16 protein-coding genes are annotated in these 16,759 nt (G+C 58.5%); 10 read left to right on the plus strand and 6 right to left on the minus strand.

The annotated features are described in order from the left end of the window. The first annotated feature begins 37 nt into the window (after nt 1-37). The 8 genes from B5F39_RS00915 to B5F39_RS00950 all read left to right on the plus strand — a co-directional run bounded on the left by B5F39_RS00915 (nt 38) and on the right by B5F39_RS00950 (nt 8,034). On the plus strand, nt 38-1,111 hold the full coding sequence (locus B5F39_RS00915) for an ABC transporter substrate-binding protein (protein ID WP_087362953.1): 1,074 nt from the start codon (nt 38-40) through the stop codon (nt 1,109-1,111). Nucleotides 1,112-1,183: 72 nt separating this feature from the next. Next, nucleotides 1,184-1,948, plus strand: coding sequence for an ABC transporter permease subunit (locus B5F39_RS00920; RefSeq protein ID WP_087362954.1), 765 nt, complete (start codon nt 1,184-1,186; stop codon nt 1,946-1,948). 133 nt (nt 1,949-2,081) lie between these two features. Beyond that, nucleotides 2,082-2,660, plus strand: a complete 579-nt coding sequence (locus B5F39_RS00925) for a LacI family DNA-binding transcriptional regulator (protein ID WP_087362955.1) — start codon at nt 2,082-2,084, stop codon at nt 2,658-2,660. A 15-nt stretch (nt 2,661-2,675) separates the two neighbouring features. After that, the gene (locus B5F39_RS00930) at nt 2,676-4,328 is read left to right on the plus strand and encodes an ABC transporter substrate-binding protein (RefSeq protein ID WP_087362956.1); all 1,653 of its coding nucleotides are present in this window, start codon (nt 2,676-2,678) and stop codon (nt 4,326-4,328) included. Then, nucleotides 4,325-5,299: an ABC transporter permease gene (locus B5F39_RS00935; RefSeq protein WP_087362957.1), complete on the plus strand. Its 975-nt coding sequence runs from the start codon at nt 4,325-4,327 to the stop codon at nt 5,297-5,299. The genes B5F39_RS00930 and B5F39_RS00935 overlap by 4 nt, the downstream gene beginning before the upstream one ends. After that, the gene (locus B5F39_RS00940; RefSeq protein ID WP_087362958.1) at nt 5,296-6,474 is read left to right on the plus strand and encodes an ABC transporter permease; all 1,179 of its coding nucleotides are present in this window, start codon (nt 5,296-5,298) and stop codon (nt 6,472-6,474) included. Before B5F39_RS00935 ends, B5F39_RS00940 begins: the two co-directional genes overlap by 4 nt. Next, nucleotides 6,471-7,235: an ABC transporter ATP-binding protein gene (locus B5F39_RS00945; protein ID WP_087362959.1), complete on the plus strand. Its 765-nt coding sequence runs from the start codon at nt 6,471-6,473 to the stop codon at nt 7,233-7,235. Before B5F39_RS00940 ends, B5F39_RS00945 begins: the two co-directional genes overlap by 4 nt. A 10-nt stretch (nt 7,236-7,245) precedes the next feature. Further along, nucleotides 7,246-8,034 (plus strand): ABC transporter ATP-binding protein, encoded by a 789-nt coding sequence (locus tag B5F39_RS00950; RefSeq protein ID WP_087362960.1) that lies wholly within the window; start codon nt 7,246-7,248, stop codon nt 8,032-8,034. A gap of 75 nt (nt 8,035-8,109) precedes the next feature. Here the strand turns inward: B5F39_RS00950 and B5F39_RS00955 are convergent, their stop codons facing one another. From B5F39_RS00955 to B5F39_RS00970, 4 genes are all read right to left on the minus strand, one after another. Further along, nucleotides 8,110-8,706: a lactate utilization protein gene (locus B5F39_RS00955; protein WP_087362961.1), complete on the minus strand. Its 597-nt coding sequence runs from the start codon at nt 8,704-8,706 to the stop codon at nt 8,110-8,112. Nucleotides 8,707-8,847: 141 nt separating this feature from the next. Continuing rightward, a complete protein-coding gene (locus B5F39_RS00960) occupies nt 8,848-10,506 on the minus strand; it encodes a phosphoenolpyruvate carboxykinase (ATP) (protein ID WP_087362962.1) in 1,659 nt (552 codons plus the stop codon). Nucleotides 10,507-10,722: 216 nt separating this feature from the next. Next, nucleotides 10,723-12,012, minus strand: a complete 1,290-nt coding sequence (locus tag B5F39_RS00965) for an outer membrane protein transport protein (RefSeq protein WP_087362963.1) — start codon at nt 12,010-12,012, stop codon at nt 10,723-10,725. Nucleotides 12,013-12,038: 26 nt separating this feature from the next. Further along, nucleotides 12,039-12,512, minus strand: coding sequence for an Rrf2 family transcriptional regulator (locus B5F39_RS00970; RefSeq protein WP_158095884.1), 474 nt, complete (start codon nt 12,510-12,512; stop codon nt 12,039-12,041). Nucleotides 12,513-12,722: 210 nt separating this feature from the next. On the opposite strand from B5F39_RS00970, the gene B5F39_RS00975 reads away from it, so the two are divergent. Then, the gene (locus B5F39_RS00975; protein ID WP_087362965.1) at nt 12,723-13,010 is read left to right on the plus strand and encodes a hypothetical protein; all 288 of its coding nucleotides are present in this window, start codon (nt 12,723-12,725) and stop codon (nt 13,008-13,010) included. 56 nt (nt 13,011-13,066) lie between these two features. After that, nucleotides 13,067-13,909 carry an aminotransferase class IV gene (locus B5F39_RS00980; protein WP_087362966.1) on the plus strand — a complete coding sequence of 281 codons (843 nt, stop codon included), beginning with the start codon at nt 13,067-13,069 and terminating at the stop codon, nt 13,907-13,909. Nucleotides 13,910-14,017: 108 nt separating this feature from the next. Here B5F39_RS00980 and B5F39_RS00985 read toward each other — a convergent pair whose 3' ends face one another. Continuing rightward, nucleotides 14,018-15,073, minus strand: coding sequence for an ABC transporter ATP-binding protein (locus B5F39_RS00985; protein ID WP_087362967.1), 1,056 nt, complete (start codon nt 15,071-15,073; stop codon nt 14,018-14,020). 2 nt (nt 15,074-15,075) lie between these two features. Continuing rightward, complete coding sequence (locus tag B5F39_RS00990) at nt 15,076-16,752, minus strand: iron ABC transporter permease (RefSeq protein WP_239390999.1); 1,677 nt, start codon at nt 16,750-16,752, stop codon at nt 15,076-15,078. Between the last annotated feature and the right edge of the window lie 7 nt (nt 16,753-16,759).

Consider the following 16,759-nt stretch of genomic DNA (forward strand, 5'->3'; position numbering starts at 1 on the left):
GCAGACAAGCGGCAAAAAAGAAAGGAGATTTTACAAAATGAAAAAAGTACTGTTCGCGGCGCTCGCCGCAGCCGTACTCGCAGGAGCCGGCGCGATTGCTGCCGGCGCTCCGTGCTGGGCCGACGACAAAACGGCAAAAGACAAACCGGAGACGGCAACGATAAGATGGGCCAGAGGTACGAGCGGCAACGGCCTCGTCACGGTAGCCAAGAGGCTCGGGTACTTCAAAGAATACGGCCTCGACGTCGTTGAGATAAACATGGAAGACGACAGCGGCACTGCGCTCGTTGCAGGAACGATAGACGTCGTTTCCAACAACGGCACGAACGACCCGCTTTCGGCAATAGCCGCCGGCAACGACATAATCATCTTCGGCGGACACATGCTCACCGGATGCATGCCTATAATCGCTCAAAAGGACACTGAGTGGAAAGGCATTGAAAGTTTCATAGGAAAGAAAATCGCATGCCCGCCCGACCAGTTCGCGCTGACCGGCGCTCTGCTGAAACTCGGACACGACCCGCTCAAAGAGGCTGAATGGATGGTGCTCCCGACACAGAGCGACAGAGTCGCTGCGGTCGTCAGCGGCGAAGCAGATTTCGGAGTTATAGGCACGGGGCAGATGTATTCCATACTGAATATGCCGAACATAAAAATCGTGAACTTTATGAGCGATATCACGCCCAACTACTCTTGCTGCCGCCTCTATACCCGCACGAACTTCCTGAAGGAGAATCCGACGACCTTCAAGCTGCTTATGAAGGCTCAGCTTCGCGCTCAGGCCTATTATGAGAAAAACAAAAAAGAAGTCGTCAAGTGGATGGCTGAAGAGATCGGTGCAAACGAAGACTACGTCGCCTCGTATATGCTCAACGAGCACTACCGCATCAACGCCGACCCAATAAAGGACAGAGTGATCGACGCTTGGAACGTTCTCGACAAGACAGGATTCCTCAGCGAGAACGCCAAGAATATTAAGATAACCGACCATATCGACACGGCGCTCTATAAGGCCGCCCTTGACGAACTTATGGCCGATGAGAAGATATATTCGCAGGACAAAGAATTCTACGACAGACAGCTCAAATTCTTTGAGGAGAACAACCACTAATTAAATAACGATTTCTACGGCGCTGGCGGCGGATTTCCGCCCCGCGCCGCTTATGCGGAGGAAAACCATTATATGGAAAAAGCAGTCTCGTTCATAAAAAAATACTGGATCACCATAGGCATTTACGCCGCGTTGGTTCTTTTATATAAGATTATCGCCGACAACGGGCTTGTAAACGCCTTCCTTTTCCCGAAGATCGATTTGATATGCAAAGCGTTTCCGGCGGACTCGCATACGATGTTCCTCAACATGCTTTCCTCGTTCAGGCTCCTGATACCGTCCGTCGTCGTTTCGCTCGTCTTCGCTCTCGGCATAGGCACGCTGCTCGGAATGAATAAGAGGCTGCGCGAGATACTTCACCCGATCGTCTACACTTTCAGCGTCGTCCCGTCGATACTTCTCTCGCCGTTCGCGCTGCTTCTCGCACCGAGCTTCTGGGCGGCCTCGCTCTTTCTGGTAGTGTACGGGACCGTATGGGCCACGCTCTTCGCCACTATAACGGGGATAATGACGATAGACAAGCGCTATCTCGACAAGGCTGCGACTCTGGAGCTTCACGGCTGGAAGCGTCTGACGAAGGTCATTCTGCCGGCGGCGAGCCCTTCAATCCTCGCCGGCTTCGTCAACTCGCTGAGAAGTTCGTTCGTCATGCTCGTTTACGCCGAGATGTACGGCGCGAAGTACGGCATGGGATATTACGTCAGAAAATACGCCGATTTCGGGCTTTACGACAGAACGTGGGCCGGCTTCGTCTTCATGGTGGTCGTGCTCGTAGTAGTCATGCAGGTATTCGAACATATCAAAAAGTACATGCTGAAGTGGACGATTTCCCAGTAGTCCGAATCGCGTCGCAGCATGAAAAGATAATTTTTTGTTTTACGCCGGCCCGTAAGCCGGCTTTCATTTACACGCCGCCCAGCCTCTGATATAATTCAATTCAATCGGTTGCATCAAGAGGTGTCGCGGCTTTATGAAAGTCACTATGCAGGATGTGGCGGAACGCGCGGGGGTGGACAAGGCCACTGTGAGCCGCGTGCTTCGCGGAGACCACAGGATTTCGGAAAAAACAAAGATAAAGGTCATGGAGAGCGTGCGCGCGCTGGACTATAAGCTCGACCGCAACGCGCGCAATCTTTCGACGAAGAGCAGCAGGCTCGTCGGAGCCGTAATGCGCGACATGGCGGCTCAGTGGGCCGGCGCTTTTCTCGGCGGGCTTGAGCGCGCCTTCTCGAACTCTGGCTACGACGTCATATTCAAGACGACCGGCGGCGCGGCGGCGCGGGCGAAGCGCGCTGCGGAGGCGCTTGACGGACTCGGCGCGGAAGGGGTAATCTGGTGCGACGGTGAGAATTTCCCGAGCGCGCTTTCGATGCCGGTTCTATGCTTCGGTTTCACGCGCGAGGATTTCCACTCGCTCGCGCTGGAGGGGGACGGCGCGCCGTCGTTCGAGACGGGCGTGCTCGCGGCTAGGCTCCTGCTTAAAATCATCGCGGGCAAGCCGGTCCCGGGAAAGGAGATACGGCTCAAGGCCCCGGAAAAAGAGGACTGAGGCGCTATAAAAATTTTGCTTGCGGCGCTCGCCGCGCTTCTTCTGCTTCTCGCTCCCGAGGCGCGCGCGGCGGAGCGGATTGACGTAAATTCGATAAGGGGGCCGAAGCTCGAGGAGCTTTCGATGCTCATCATCACGAACCCGGACGCGCAGATACTCGCCGCGGAGGCCGGCGAGCTCGACGTGCTGAGCGACGTCGCGCGCCCTTCTGACATAGACCGGCTCGGCTCGAACCCGAAGCTGAACATGTCGCTCGCGCGCGGAATGCACGCGTTCTTCCTTCTTCTAAACAACAAGCAGTTCCCGTGGGACGACGCCGCAGTGCGGCGCGCGGCGGCGATGTCGGTGGACCGCGGCAGCATCGTGCGCATGATCTTCTCCGGCTACTGCGAGCCGATAAATTCATGGCTTCCGCCGGTTTCGCCGTGGGCGCTGGCGAGCGGCGCCAGGGATATATACGACCCCGAGGGGGCGGCGAGGATGCTTGAAGAGCGCGGCTATACACGCGACGGGTCGGGCTTTCTGCGCGCGCCGGACGGACGGCCTTTCCCCAAGATGGCTATTTTGACGCCGCTGGCGCGCCTCGCGCCTACGACGGCGGAGCTCGCCGAGCTTATAGCCGATTCGCTGACGGCGGCCGGATTCCCCGCAGAAACGGAGCCGATGGATTTTTCGACGATGATAGCGAGGCTCGACCGCAAGGAATATTCTATGGCCGTGCTCGCGTGGAGCCTTGGGCGCAACCCGGATTCGCTTTATTCCTTTTATCACAGCTCGATGGATTTCCCGGGCGGCTACAACATGACCGGCGTACACGACGCGCGGCTCGACGCGGCGCTCGAACGGCTGCGCTTCGCTCCCGACGAGGCGTCGGCCCGCGCGGCTTCCGACGAGGCGCAGCGTCTGCTGGCGGAGCTCGTGCCCTCCGTCCCGATTTACAGCCGCATTTCGGTTTCGGCGATTTCAAGCGGATGGAAAAACATTTTCACGACGGACAAGATGACCGCCGACAACATGTGGACACTTCTGACAGCGGAGCCGGCGGGCGGCAAAATGCGCCCGCTGCGTATGCTGCTGCCGGAGGAGCCGCGCAATCTCAATCCGTTCACCGCCTCGTCGGCCTATTCGTGGCAGGTGCTCGGCATGATATACGAGACGATGATAGGCACGGACCCTTACACGCTGGAGGATATGCCGGCTCTGGCCGAATCTTGGAGCGTACGCACGGAGGGCGAGGGCGCGGAGCGCCACACCGAGCTCGTATTCAGGCTGAAGGACGGGCTGAAATGGAGCGACGGCTCGCCGCTCACGGCGCTCGACATGAAGGCTTCGATAGATTTCATAAAAGACAACAAGCTGCCGCGCTTCTTCGACAGCGTCAAGAATGTACGGAAGACGGAGACGCCGGACCGCCTGACGCTGCGCGTAGAGATGGACGGCGTCAGCTACTGGCATCTCGACAACATCGGCGGACTGCCGTGTTTCCCGAAGAAGGCGCTAGACATGATATCCGACTGGCAGAATTGGGACCCGCTCGGAGCGGAAGCTAAATTCGGCCCGCGCGGGCTGCTCGGCTGCGGCCCGTTCATGCTCGAGAGCTACAAGCCGGGCGAGTACGTCATGATGCGCCGCAATCCTCATTACAGGCTTCTGGAGGGCGCGAAATGAGCCGCGGCTGGCTGCTGCGCCGCGTCGCTTCGTCGCTCGTCGTGCTCGCGGCGGTGCTGGTGCTCAACTTCCTGCTCTTCCGCCTGATGCCCGGCGACGCCGTGAGCTCAATAATAGACCCGTCCTTCTCGCCCGAGGCGAAAGCCAACCTTCGCGCGCTCTACGGCCTCGACAGGCCGCTATGGGAGCAGTTCGTCATATACATCAAGCAGATGCTGACGTTCAGCTTCGGACTATCGTTTATGAGCCGCCGCCCGGTCTGGGACGAACTTCTGTCGCGGCTTCCGGTGACGCTCACGCTTACGGTCTCGTCGATGTTTATCTCGTCGCTGCTCGGCACGTGGCTCGGGGTCAAGGCCGCCGTCAACCGCGGCAAATTCGCGGAAAAGCTCGTGCTGCGCGCCAGCGCCCTCACTTCGTCCTTCCCGGGATTTTTCGTGCAGCTCGTGCTGCTGATGCTCTTCGCGCGCGCTCTGCCGCTCTTCCCGCTGCGCGGCACTCTCTCCGTGCCGCCGCCTGACGGCGGCTTCGCTCTCGCGGCGGATTATATATGGCACATGGCGCTGCCGGTGCTGTCGCTTTCTCTGATGGGTTTCGGCGGCTGGGCGCTGTACGTGCGCAACCTGATGGTGCGCGCGATGGGCGAGGATTTCGCGCTGATGGCGCGCGCGCGCGGCCTGTCGCGTCAGCGCGTCGTATGGCACGCATTCCGCACGATTCTGCCGCCCGTCGTGACGATACTGCTGATGTCTGTGCCGGGGCTTGTCTCGGGCGCGGTCATAACGGAATCCGTCTTTTCGCTGCACGGCATCGGCACATTCCTGCTTGAAGCCATTTCCGGCAGCGACTACCCCAGCGCCGGCGCGGCTTTCTACCTTCTCGCGCTGATAACGGTCTCGTGCAATCTGCTCGCCGACATAGCCTGCGGCCTCGTCGATCCGCGCGTGAGAATCGAGGGACGCAAAGAATGAAAGATATACTTTCGCGCAAAAGCGTCATAGCCTTCATACTGCTCGCGCTTCTCGGCGTTTTCGGCCCCGCGCTGCTGCCTCGCTCGCCGTACGAATTCGCGGGCGCTCCGTTCGCGCGCCCCGTATGGTGGCGCTCCGGCACGCTTCCGGCGAACGTCTCATACGAAATAAACTCCGCCGAGACTTCCATAACGTGGGATAAAAACCCGCCGGCTATATTCTCGCTGTCCGGAAAGATAAAAGCCTCGCCCGAGTCGCGCGTCACGGTGACGTGGCGCACGCCTGAGCGCAAGTTCCTGCTCGCGGAACTGTCGGGGGAATCCGAATACTGGCTGAACCTCGACGGACGCGACATGATTTTCAAACATGCGCTCGGCCTGCCGCTCATAAGCAGAAGCGTGGACTATCTCTTCCCGCGCGCCGGCGTGTATGAACTTCGCGTAGAAGGCGCGGGCGAAGATATTTCGCTCAGACTTTCGCTGCCCGGCGAACGCTGCGGACTGCTCGGCACGGACCAGCGCGGGCGCGACGTTTTCACCCTGCTGATATACGGCATACGCGCATCGCTGATAATAGGCGTCAGCGCGACGCTGATAGCCAGCCTGCTCGGAATGTCGCTCGGCCTCGCCGCGGGCTACGCGGGCGGCCTCTGCGACGCGCTTATAATGCGCGCGGTGGACATTCTCATGTCTATACCGACGCTGCCCATCCTCATGGTGCTCGCGGGGATATGGGGCAAGGGGCTGTGGCAGCTCGTGCTGATACTTTCAATATTCTCGTGGATGGGGACGGCGAGAAGCGTCCGCGCGCTAGTGCTGACGCTGCGCGAGAGCCAGTGGGTCGAGTCTCTGCGCGCTCTCGGCGCGAAGCGCAGCTACATACTCGCGCGCCATCTCGTTCCCGAGACGGCCCCCGTTCTGCTCGCGAACATCGCGCTCGGCGTCCCCGGCGCGATACTGGCCGAGGCGGGCCTCGCCTTCCTCGGCCTCTCCGACCCGAGGCTCATATCGTGGGGGCGTATGCTGCACGAGGCGCATTCGTTCGGCGCGTTCACCGAGGGCGCGTGGTGGCTGCTGCTGCCGCCGGGTCTAGGAATCGTCGCCGTCTGCCTGATTTTTATGGACATAGGCAAATTCCTTGAAGAAAAGATAGATCCGAGGCTCGGCAAAAAATGATGCTCGAAGTCAAAAACCTTACCGTAACATACGACGCGCGCGGCGAATCGAACGAAGCCGTGAAAAACGTCTCCTTCTCCGTCGCGGAGAACTCCTTCTGCGGCCTCATAGGCGAATCCGGAAGCGGCAAAAGCACCGTGCTAATGACGCTGCTCGGCCTGCTCCCCGCCGGAGCCGAGGCGCGCGGCGAAATCATCTACAAGGGTCGCGGCATCCTAGGCCTGCCGGAAGACGAGCTCGCCGCGCTGCGCCAGCGCGAGATAGCGCTCGTGCCGCAGGGGGCGCTCAACTCCTTCACGCCGGTCATGACGATAGGCCGGCACATAAAAGAAGTGCTCGACGTACATCTCGGCATAAAAGGAGAAGAGGCGGAACGGCGCGCCGCGAAGATGCTCGAGGAGGTCGAGCTTCCCGCGGAGACGGCGCGCCGCTATCCGCACGAGCTCTCGGGCGGTCAGAAGCAGCGCGCGGCTATCGCCCTCGCGCTCTCATGCGAGCCGAGTTTGGTCCTCGCCGACGAGCCGACGACGGCGCTGGACGTGATAACGCAGGCGGCGATTCTGAAGCTTCTCGAAAGGCTGCGCCGCGATAAAAATTTGACGATACTGCTCGTGACGCACGACCTCCCGATGGCCGCGCAGGCATGTTCCGAACTTTTCGTAATGAAGGACGGGCGGCTGATAGAGAGCGGCTCTCCCGCGGAACTCATACGGGCGCCGAAAGAAGCGCATACGAAGGCGCTCGTCGCCTCGATGCTGTGAGGGAGGAAAAATGACGGCTGAACCTATTCTTGAGATAAAAGACCTTACTGTGGAATTCAAATCGCGCGCGGCGAGGAGCCACACCGCGCTCGACGGAGTGAGCCTTTCGCTCGCGGGAGGCGGCGCGGCGCTCGCGATAGTCGGCGAGTCGGGAAGCGGCAAAAGCACGCTGCTGCGCGCGGCTATAGGGCTGGTTCAGCCTAAATCCGGAAGAGTAAAGCTTTTCGGCAGGGAGCTCGGCGCAGTTACGGCACGCGAGCTGACTGCGCTGCGCCGCCGCTGCGGCTACGTGCCGCAAGACCCGTACGGCGCTCTGCCGCCCGGGCTTTCGGTAATGGACGCCGTGACGGAACCCGAGATAATAGCGGGCGTGAAACGCACGAAGGCAGAGCGCCGCGAACGAGCGAAGGAACTTCTCGCCGAGTTCGGCCTCACAGACGAGCGCATCTTCGCCTCGCGCGCCGTCGGCCTGTCAGGCGGGCAGCGCCAGCGCGTCGAGTTGGCGCGCGCTCTGATGCTCGGGCCTGAGCTGCTGCTATGCGACGAGCCGACATCGATGCAGGACGCATCCACGCGCGGAGAGATAATCGAAGCGCTGCGCCGCCGCACCGCGACAGGCATGTCGATGATCTTCGTCACGCACGACCTGCGCCTCGCCGCCTACGCAGCAGAAAACATAATAGTGCTCAAAGACGGAAAAATCTGCGAAAGCGGACACGCGCGCGAAATAATGCAGAACCCGCGCCACGAATACACCAAGGCGCTGATCGACGCTCTGCCTAAGCTGCCTAAACTATAAAAAACGGCGGACCGCAGTGTGAAGGGACGCCCGCCGTACGAATAATTTTCTGACGATTCTTCGACTAACTTCGACTTACAGCCCGAGATCTTCGTCTATAAGTATAACCTCGGCCTCCATTCCGCCCATAGGACGCCACAGCGTCGCCATGCCGCAGCAGATGCTTTCGGCGGAACGGCAGTCGTAGCAGCGGTCGGCGTTTGCGGCGCACGGAGTCTTGCGGCCCATTTGCTGGGCGCGGCGCGGCGCGGCTACGTTGCGAGCGCGCCACACGGCGCTTTCGTAGTCGGCGGCAAGCTTGTTGCGCCCTACAAGGAAAAATATTTTTTTGTGTCCGAACAGCGTTGAGGCCGCGCGGTTGCCTACTCCGTCGATATTCACTATCTCGCCTGTCTCGGCGAGCGCGTTCGCCGAGGTCAGGTAGTAGTCCGCCGTCATGGCGGCCCTGCGCGCTTCTCCAGCCTCCTGCTTCCAGTGCCATATCACTTTGTTGTGCTTCTCAAGCATCTCGTACAGCCCAAGCGCCTGCACGGTGCCTGAGCCGCCTATTCCGACGCTCGCGCCGTCTATCGCGCCATCGACGTAGGCCGCGGCCTCCGCGCCGGTCGCGAATACCTTGACTTTGTAGCCGCGCCCTTCCAGCGCTTTTGTAACTTTAGAAAAATCAGTCACGATACACACCCCTTCGGAAAAGTTTCCCACACAAGAGAATTTTACCCTTTCGCGGCGAATCCGTAAAACGCGCGCGGACGAGAAAGAGCCGCGGACGGCTCGCGCCCGCGGCTCTTTGACAGAAATTTCGGATGTTCCGGCTTACTTTATGTTGGAAATGACCTTCTCGAGAGCGTCTACCGCGTCCTGCGGCAGCTTGTCTATTCCGCCCTTCTCCGTCTCGCGCGACTTGACGAACTTCATGCGGTCGTTCATCCTGCTGATGAACTGCTGCTTGTAATTCGCGTCGCCGAAGTCTGGAACGAAGCCATCTATCTCCATTATCTGCATGCCGGGGATTTCGTTGAGCGGCTTCCACTCGGCGGTGTTCTCGACTATCTTCTCGATTATCTCGAGCGTCATCTCCTTCGGTATCTTCTTGTCCATGAAGAAGCCCGTGTTGATGATGTAGCACGACACGCCGTCCTCAAAGAGCGAGCGGAAGCGCGTGTAGTCCATCTCGAGCGGATATGTGCGGAACGGGTTCGCATAGCACTCGATGACGAGCGCGTCGGGGTCCACGCCGGGGGCGAGGCGCTCGGCCGAGGTGCGCTTCGTCGCGAGAGTCGCACCCATGACGGCCGCGAGCGACGGCCCGGTGAGCTTCACGACGGGCGGGAGAGTGGAGTCCTTCATGAGCCAGCATATAGCGTCGAGCGGCTCGTCTATCCTGTCTATCCTGTTCGGCGTCCAGAGCTTCGACTTTACCGCGCGTCCGTTGCCGTTGCGGATATCTTCGCCAACTACGACGGTTTTGCCGTCCGGCATCACCGTCACGCCGCAGTTCTGGAGCGAAAGGAGATACTTGTTGTCCGGGCAGCCTATCGGGTAATCCTGCATCTTGTCGAAGTACGAAGGTTCGAGCGCTATCGCGTACTTATCCTTTACGTTGATGATGACGGCGTCGTCGTGCAGCACGGTAACGTCGTACTTGCCGCCGTGCTTCGCGTGCGTGATGGTGGACTTGCCGGAGCCGGAGAGTCCGAAGACGGCGAGGACGAACTTCTTGTCGCTTCCGTCCTTGAGCTTATAACGCTTGAGTCCGCCGTGGCACGAGGCGTAGCCGTTGCGCGCGGCGATGCCCCAGCCGAGCGTCAACGTGCCCTTCTTGTACTCGCCGAAGTAGCGCATGCCGAGGATGGCGGCGCAGTTCTGCTCTGGCGAGAAGAAGGCGAGGCCGAGCGGATAGTCGGGGTGCGACCAGTACGGATCGGCGAAGACGTAGACGTCGCCGTCGTTGGCAAGCGGACGCGACTTCTCGTAGCGCTTCGCGTATTCCTCGTTGATGTACTGGAAGTTCAGCATCCAACTGTAAAGGTTGTTCTCAAAGCCTTCGGGGAGCATGAGGTGGGCCTTGACCATGAAGTCCTCGTCGAGCCCGATGATGGCTTCCGCGCGGTAGTATTTGCGGAAGCGCGAATTGTAGATGGCTTCGCGCAGGAGCAACGCCATTTCGGTGACGTTGACGCCGGGCTCGCCGGTGATGCGGCGCGCGGCGGCGCAGCGCCCGTAGACGGCGCCGTCGTTGAAGAGAAGGACGTTGGCCCCTTCCGGCAGCCCAAGTTCCGTCGGCTTATAAACCGGCATTCCGGTGAGTTCTATCGTCCCCGGGCAATCCTTCGCCAGCTTGTAGGCCTCTTTCAGGCTCTCTACAGGCGTAATGTTGTTCCCGTAAAATGCCGTTTCGATCGTCGATCTGATCGGGGTGGAATTAAGACGTTTGAAGCTGTCGAGATCCACAAAATATTCCTGCGTTGCCATAAGTGTCCCTCCTAGTTTTTCCCGTCCGCCCTCTATTCTTCCCGTGAATTAAAGAATAAATTAACGAACCGGTGATACCTGTGTAACATATCCGTAGCATACACCAATATTTATAATTGACAAGAGTTTTTTTACAAAATACACAATTTCTGAATATTAAAACAGCGGCCCTCAATTAGAGAGCCGCCGCTGAATCAAAGCTATTACGTAATACGATTACTTGAGCTTGACGGTGTAGCCGAGCGAGATGACCTGAGTGAAGCCGTCGAATATCTCAGAGGACTGGTAGTCCATGCCGGGCGAGACACGCGACTGAGTTTCACGGCTGTCGGCCCAGATACCAGTGTAGGCGAAGACGATTTCGTGATTTTCCTTGAAGCGGTACTTGAATCCAATGCTTCCGCGATGGCGGTCGCCGGTAGGTACTGTGAAGTCCATAGTGCTGTCAGGTATCGGGCTCTCATCAAACACGTAGCCTGCGAGGATACTCCACTGCTTGCTGAGCTTGTGTTCGATACCTATACCGTAACGCCAGCAGGCTTCCCAATTCTTTTCATTGAGAGAACGTCCATAAACAGGTGGTATTCCCAATGCAGGATTATCAAAATAGATATTCAGCGCGTTGTACGTTTCCCAATTTGTCCAGACTGCATTTAGTTCTACACGCGTTTTATCATTGAATTTATGACCAAGACCTATAGCAACTGAATCCGGTAGTGTAACAGTACCGTTTGCGCCGCTTTCAATGTTAAAGCCGTTGGAGCTAAATGCTATATCAGCATCATCCATTGTATGTTTGATGCGAGAGCGGTATGTGACAGCTAGAGAAGTTTTATCGTCAAAGTCGTACATCAGCGAAGCCAGCCAACCGACATTTACAGTGTCGCCTTCTAGGTCAGTGCCTACGTTTGGCATACCTAGATTCGTCAATGGCACGCTTTTACGCATCCTCAACTTAACATAATTTATATCAAGCCCAACTGCCGCAGAAAGTTTATCTCCAATTTTAAATGCATACGTTGGCTGCACAGTGAAGCCTTTTATACCAGAGAAAATCGTATCATAGCGCCCCGGCCAGAGGTCATTGTATTCTATCTGGTTACCGAAACGCGAGAACATCGCCACGCCCCACCATGAATTTTTGCCGGCCTTTGTCGCATAGTACATGTAAGGAATGACAGCTGGGTCGTATTCATTTTCCCAAATTTCATCCTGACCGTGACCGCCGACAAGCGGACCTAATCTCCTAAACAGTACTTTCGTATCCGGGTTCACCAAGCTGGCGCCGATGCTGAAGTACGTGCCGTCGAGCTTTGTTATCTGCGCCGGGTTGTAAGCGAGAACAGACGGATCCTCTTCTCCGAACATATAAGCTTCGCCCATGGCGGTTCCGGCGGCGCTCCATTCGTAGACGCCGAAGCCTTCCGCGAACGCGGCGGACGACGCGCAGGCCGTGAGCGCCGCTGCGGATAACAGCGTCAACAATTTCTTTCTGACGTTGACCAATTACAACAATCCTTCCCTAAGAAATTTTATTTTGCTATATGCCCGAAGTTCGGATGCTTCTGCCCGAGGCTCGGGGTTATCACAGATATTTCGATGCTCACGTCCCTGCCGCTCGCGTAGTAGACCGCGAAGTCGGCGAGCGTGCGCGAGGCGAGGTAGCGCAGGAAGGCGCGAGACAGCTCGTTGACCATGTCCGATATGAAGCATTTTTTGCCGCGACAGCCCTCGAGCGAACATTCGCGTGATTCAAACGGGCCGCCCAGAAGTTCGAAAACCGGATAGAGCGGCGTCTCGGACGGGACGCAGTTCAGTTTGTAGCCGCCGCCGGGGCCGCGGACGGATTTTATCAGCCCGCCCTTGTTGAGCCTCTGGAGCACTTTAGACAGGTGCGGCTCGGACGTGCCGAGCGCCGCGGCTACCTGCTGCGTCGTGAGGCAGCGCCCAGGATCCTTCGCAAGCTCGCCGAGAGCGTGCAGCCCGAGCAAAAGCGGCTCCGGCAAATCTACGATTGGGTTCAGCGTCCTCTCCTCCTCCGCCGATAATGGAATAATGGATATTGTATTCCACCATTAAGATACGGTCAAGTGCGCGGTTTTCCGTTCGGCGGTAAAAAGAAAAATTTTCCCGGCATGTCCCCGCGCGGCGTAAAAAGTGAGATAATATAAAAATGCGCCCGAGCGGGCAGACTGTGTCAGGGGAGGCTGTCAATCATGCCATGGAGCAATATTTTAGAGGTCGTAATGCTTATATGCTTCGCGGCGGCGTGGCCCGCCTCGATACACAGGTCGTGGGCGAGCCGCACGCGGAAGGGCAAGAGCCTCGCTTTCATGCTTATCATCGTCGTGGGCTATCTGGCGGGCATCGCAAAGGTGCTCGTGAGCCACACGGCGATATATATGCTCATTCCGTACACGCTGAATACGACGCTGGTGCTCTGCGACCTCGCGCTTTATTACAGGAATTACAGGATAGACAACGGGCTGCCGGTGCCGTTCTAAGGCCGGCGCCAGCGCGACGGGATAAAAGTCAATCGACGAAAGAGGGAGAATTTTTTATGGCTATCTGTTACTGCAATGGGAAATACGCGCCTTTGTCGGAGTGTTCTCTTCCGATAACGGATCTCGTGATACAGCGCGGGGTCGGCACGTTTGAGACTATAAGGATATACCGCGGCAAGACGTTCGCGATGGCGCAGCATCTTGAGAGGCTGGCGGAGAGCGTCGCCGGCGCCGGCATCATAGGCGGCGGGATTATAGAGAAGCTTCCCGAGGTTATCAGGGGAGGGCTGGCGCTGCCGGAGATGAAGGATTTCGACGGCATCGTGAAGCCTTTCGTCACCGGGGGCGACGTGAACGACGGTGGGACTTTCCCGCAGCCGCGCTTTTTCGTGATCTTCGACGAAGCGCACAAGCCGACCGAGGACGAGCTCAAGAACGGCATCGCGCTCGAGCCGAACCACGTAGACCGTCCCTACCCGACCATCAAGAGCACGAACTATCTTTTCGGCCTTATCCCGCTTTCCAAGTCGAATAAGACGAATTTCGAGTCGCTTTACATTTCGCCTAAGGGCGAGATAACGGAGGCTCTGAGCAGCAATTTCTTCCTCTGCAAGGACGGGAAGCTCGTTACGGCCCCGGTGGGGCGCGTGCTCGCCGGAGTGACGCGCGATATAGTGATAACGCTCGCGCGCGAGAACGGCTTCACGGTAGAGGAACGCTGCCCGCTCGAGGAAGAGCTGGCGCAGGCCGACGAGGCGTTCATCACGGGCTCAGTGAAGGAGATACTCCCGGTGGTGCGCGTAGGGGCGCAGAAGATAGGCGCAGGCCGCCCCGGCCCCGCCGTGCAGCGGATTCAGCACATTTTCCTTCAGAATATGCCGCGCTGGCTGGGCAAGTAATTTCCCGCGTTTTTGCCTAAAGAGTAAGACAAACTAAAGACAGGGCCGCGGTTATGTGCCGCGGCCCTGTCTTTTATTATTTGTCTATTTGTCGCGCGCCATGCGCGGTTATTCGTACCAGACTACTCGCGGTATAGATATCGAGCAGGCGTGGCCCACTTCAAGGCGCGGCTCGCGGCGGCTTTTTTCGACGCGGATTTCCTGCGTCCCGACTTTCACCATATAGTCTACGGTTTCGCCGAGGTAGGCCATGCGGTCGATGACTCCGCGCACGCCTTCGCCTTCCGGCACGAACTGCACGTCGGACGGACGGCAGGCGAGCGTCGCCTTGGGCGCTCCGGCGAATTCCGCCGGTATTTCCGCGGCAAGCGCCCCGGCTTCCGGCGCGCTTTCTATCACGGCGCGCCCGCCGTCGAGCTTCACCTTGATGAAGTTCGAGAGGCCGATGAAGCTGAATACGAACTGGTTCTTCGGGTGCGCGTAGATGTTGAGCGGCGTGTCTATCTGCATCGTGCGCCCGTCCTTCATTACCATGATGCGGTTCGACAGCGCCATCGCCTCGGACTGGTCGTGCGTGACGAATATGATTGAGAAGTCATATTTGCGCTGAAGGTCCTTTATCTCGAAGCGCATCTCCTCACGAAGGTGAGGGTCGAGGTTGGACAGAGGCTCGTCGAGCAGCAGGAGCCCAGGGTTGATGGACAGCGCGCGAGCCAAGGCTATGCGCTGCTTCTCACCGCCCGACAGGTCGTTCGGATAGAGCTGAGCCTGTTTCGTGAGGTTCGTGTTCGCGAGCGCCTGCTTCGTGCGTTCCTCTATCTCGGAGCGGCTGAGCTTCTTTATCTTGAGCGGGAAGGCGACGTTGTCGTAGACGGTCATGTGGGGCCATACGGCGAAGGCCTGGAAGACCATGCCGAAGCCGCGGTGCTCCGGCGGGACGTAGAAATTCTTCGCCTTCGACGACATGAGCTTGCCGCCGACCTCTATTTCGCCTCCGTCGAGATCCTCGAAGCCGGCTACCATGCGCAGCGTCGTCGTTTTGCCGCAGCCGGACGGGCCGAGGAAGGAGAAGCATTCGCCTTTTTCTATGGAAAGGTTGAGCTTATCGACTGCGCGCACCGTGCCGAAGAGCTTCGTAACGTCTCTCAGTTCAACATAAGCCATTGTTAAGCACCTCCGTTGTCTGCGCGGTGCTTCTTTTCAAAGAAGCGCTTGATGATTATCTCGCCGCCGACGATGAGCAGCAGCGCGACACCCGCGAGGGCGCAGGCGTAGACCGTCTCTCCGTCCTCGTTCAGCGTGTAGATGGCGACGCCTATCGTCCTCGTCGTAGGCCCGTACAGCAGGACGGAGGTCGTCAGCTCGCGGAGCGCCGGCAGGAAGATCAGGAAGAACGCGGCGACCATGCCTGGGCGTATCAGCGGGATGACTATGTCGCGCAGCGACTGCCACGGAGTCGCGCCGCTAGCGCGGCTGGCCTCGACCAGTGAGTCGTGCACCTGCTCCAGCGCCGCGCTGTTGGACTTGAGCGAGAAGGCCATGTAGCGCGCGATGTAGGCGACGAAGATTATCCACGCCGTGTTATAGATGTTGATGCCGAAGCGTCCGCTCCAGGTGAGGATGACGCCGAGGGCGATGACCGTCCCGGGGAGCGAGAATGGCAGCATTCCGAGGAACTCGAGGAACCACTTGCCGCGCACTTTTAGCTTGACGAGGACGTAGGAGATTATTCCGCCCGCGATCATCGTCACGAAGGCCGCGGAGAGCGACAGGTATGTGGAGTTCCATATAGCGTCGCGCGTCAGCTTCCATTCGAAGAGGACGTAGCGGAAGTTGTCCCACGTCATATTCTCCCACGTCACCGGCACGCCGTAGGTCTTGAGCATTCCGACTATGAATATCGTGACCGTCGGCATGACGACCGTGATGAGCAGGTAGATGCAGCAGAATATGAAGAGCGGCATACGCAGTCCGCGCAGTTTGAGCACCGTCGGGCGGACGCTCTTACCGGCGATTATCTGGAAGCGGCCCGATTTGACCACGCGGTTCTGCGCGTAGAGTATGACCGCGGCCGAGAGCACGAGTACGACGGAAAGCACTGTAGCTGCGCGTATCGCCGCGAAGCTGCCGGCGCTCTGGTGGATCAGCTCGTATATCATAGTCGGTATCGTGTAGATGCCGACGCCGGTGCCGAGTATGGCGGGCGTTCCGAAGTGCGAGAGCGAGTAGAGGCAGACGAGCAGCGCGCCCGCTACGACGGATGGCATAATCAGCGGTATCGTTATCTTGCGCGTTATCGTAAAGAGTCCCGCGCCCGATATGCGCGCCGACTCCTCAAGCGTCGGATCCATGTGTTCGAGCGCTCCGCTGACCTGTATGAAGACGAAGGGGAACAGGTACATGCTTTCTATGACCACTATGCCCCAGAAGCCGTAGACGTTGAAGAGCGGCTCTCTGGTCCCCCACAATCCCATCCAGAACTGGTTGATGTACCCAGCGCGCGGCGAAAGAAGCATCTTCCACGCGATGGCGCCGATGAACGCCGGAAGCATGAACGGAACGGTAAAGAGAACTTTCATCGTCTCCTTGAAGGGCAGGTCGGTCCTCGTGACGAGCCAGGCGAAGAGCGTCCCGACGAATGTGCAGAGCACTGTGACGCATATCGCTATCAGCACCGACATTTTGAGGGCCTGGAACGTCTCCGGCTGCATGATGGTGTCGACGACAGCCTGAAGGTTCAGATGTCCGTCGACTATGAACGACGTCCAGAAAATAAGTATTACCGGGAGCGCGACTATGACGACGAGGATAAGGACGGCGAGAAGGAATATTATCTCTGCCATTCCGAAT

Source organism: Cloacibacillus sp. An23, assembly GCF_002159945.1.
Taxonomy (GTDB): domain Bacteria; phylum Synergistota; class Synergistia; order Synergistales; family Synergistaceae; genus Caccocola.

Coding starts and splice junctions, on each gene's coding strand:
- B5F39_RS00985 (WP_087362967.1), bottom strand. CDS start 15,073: ATGGCTTATGTTGAACTGAGAGACGTTACGAAGCTCTTCGGCACGGTG.
- B5F39_RS00980 (WP_087362966.1), top strand. CDS start 13,067: ATGGCTATCTGTTACTGCAATGGGAAATACGCGCCTTTGTCGGAGTGT.
- B5F39_RS00950 (WP_087362960.1), top strand. CDS start 7,246: ATGACGGCTGAACCTATTCTTGAGATAAAAGACCTTACTGTGGAATTC.
- B5F39_RS00925 (WP_087362955.1), top strand. CDS start 2,082: ATGAAAGTCACTATGCAGGATGTGGCGGAACGCGCGGGGGTGGACAAG.
- B5F39_RS00915 (WP_087362953.1), top strand. CDS start 38: ATGAAAAAAGTACTGTTCGCGGCGCTCGCCGCAGCCGTACTCGCAGGA.
- B5F39_RS00920 (WP_087362954.1), top strand. CDS start 1,184: ATGGAAAAAGCAGTCTCGTTCATAAAAAAATACTGGATCACCATAGGC.
- B5F39_RS00945 (WP_087362959.1), top strand. CDS start 6,471: ATGATGCTCGAAGTCAAAAACCTTACCGTAACATACGACGCGCGCGGC.
- B5F39_RS00940 (WP_087362958.1), top strand. CDS start 5,296: ATGAAAGATATACTTTCGCGCAAAAGCGTCATAGCCTTCATACTGCTC.
- B5F39_RS00990 (WP_239390999.1), bottom strand. CDS start 16,752: ATGGCAGAGATAATATTCCTTCTCGCCGTCCTTATCCTCGTCGTCATA.
- B5F39_RS00960 (WP_087362962.1), bottom strand. CDS start 10,506: ATGGCAACGCAGGAATATTTTGTGGATCTCGACAGCTTCAAACGTCTT.
- B5F39_RS00935 (WP_087362957.1), top strand. CDS start 4,325: ATGAGCCGCGGCTGGCTGCTGCGCCGCGTCGCTTCGTCGCTCGTCGTG.
- B5F39_RS00975 (WP_087362965.1), top strand. CDS start 12,723: ATGCCATGGAGCAATATTTTAGAGGTCGTAATGCTTATATGCTTCGCG.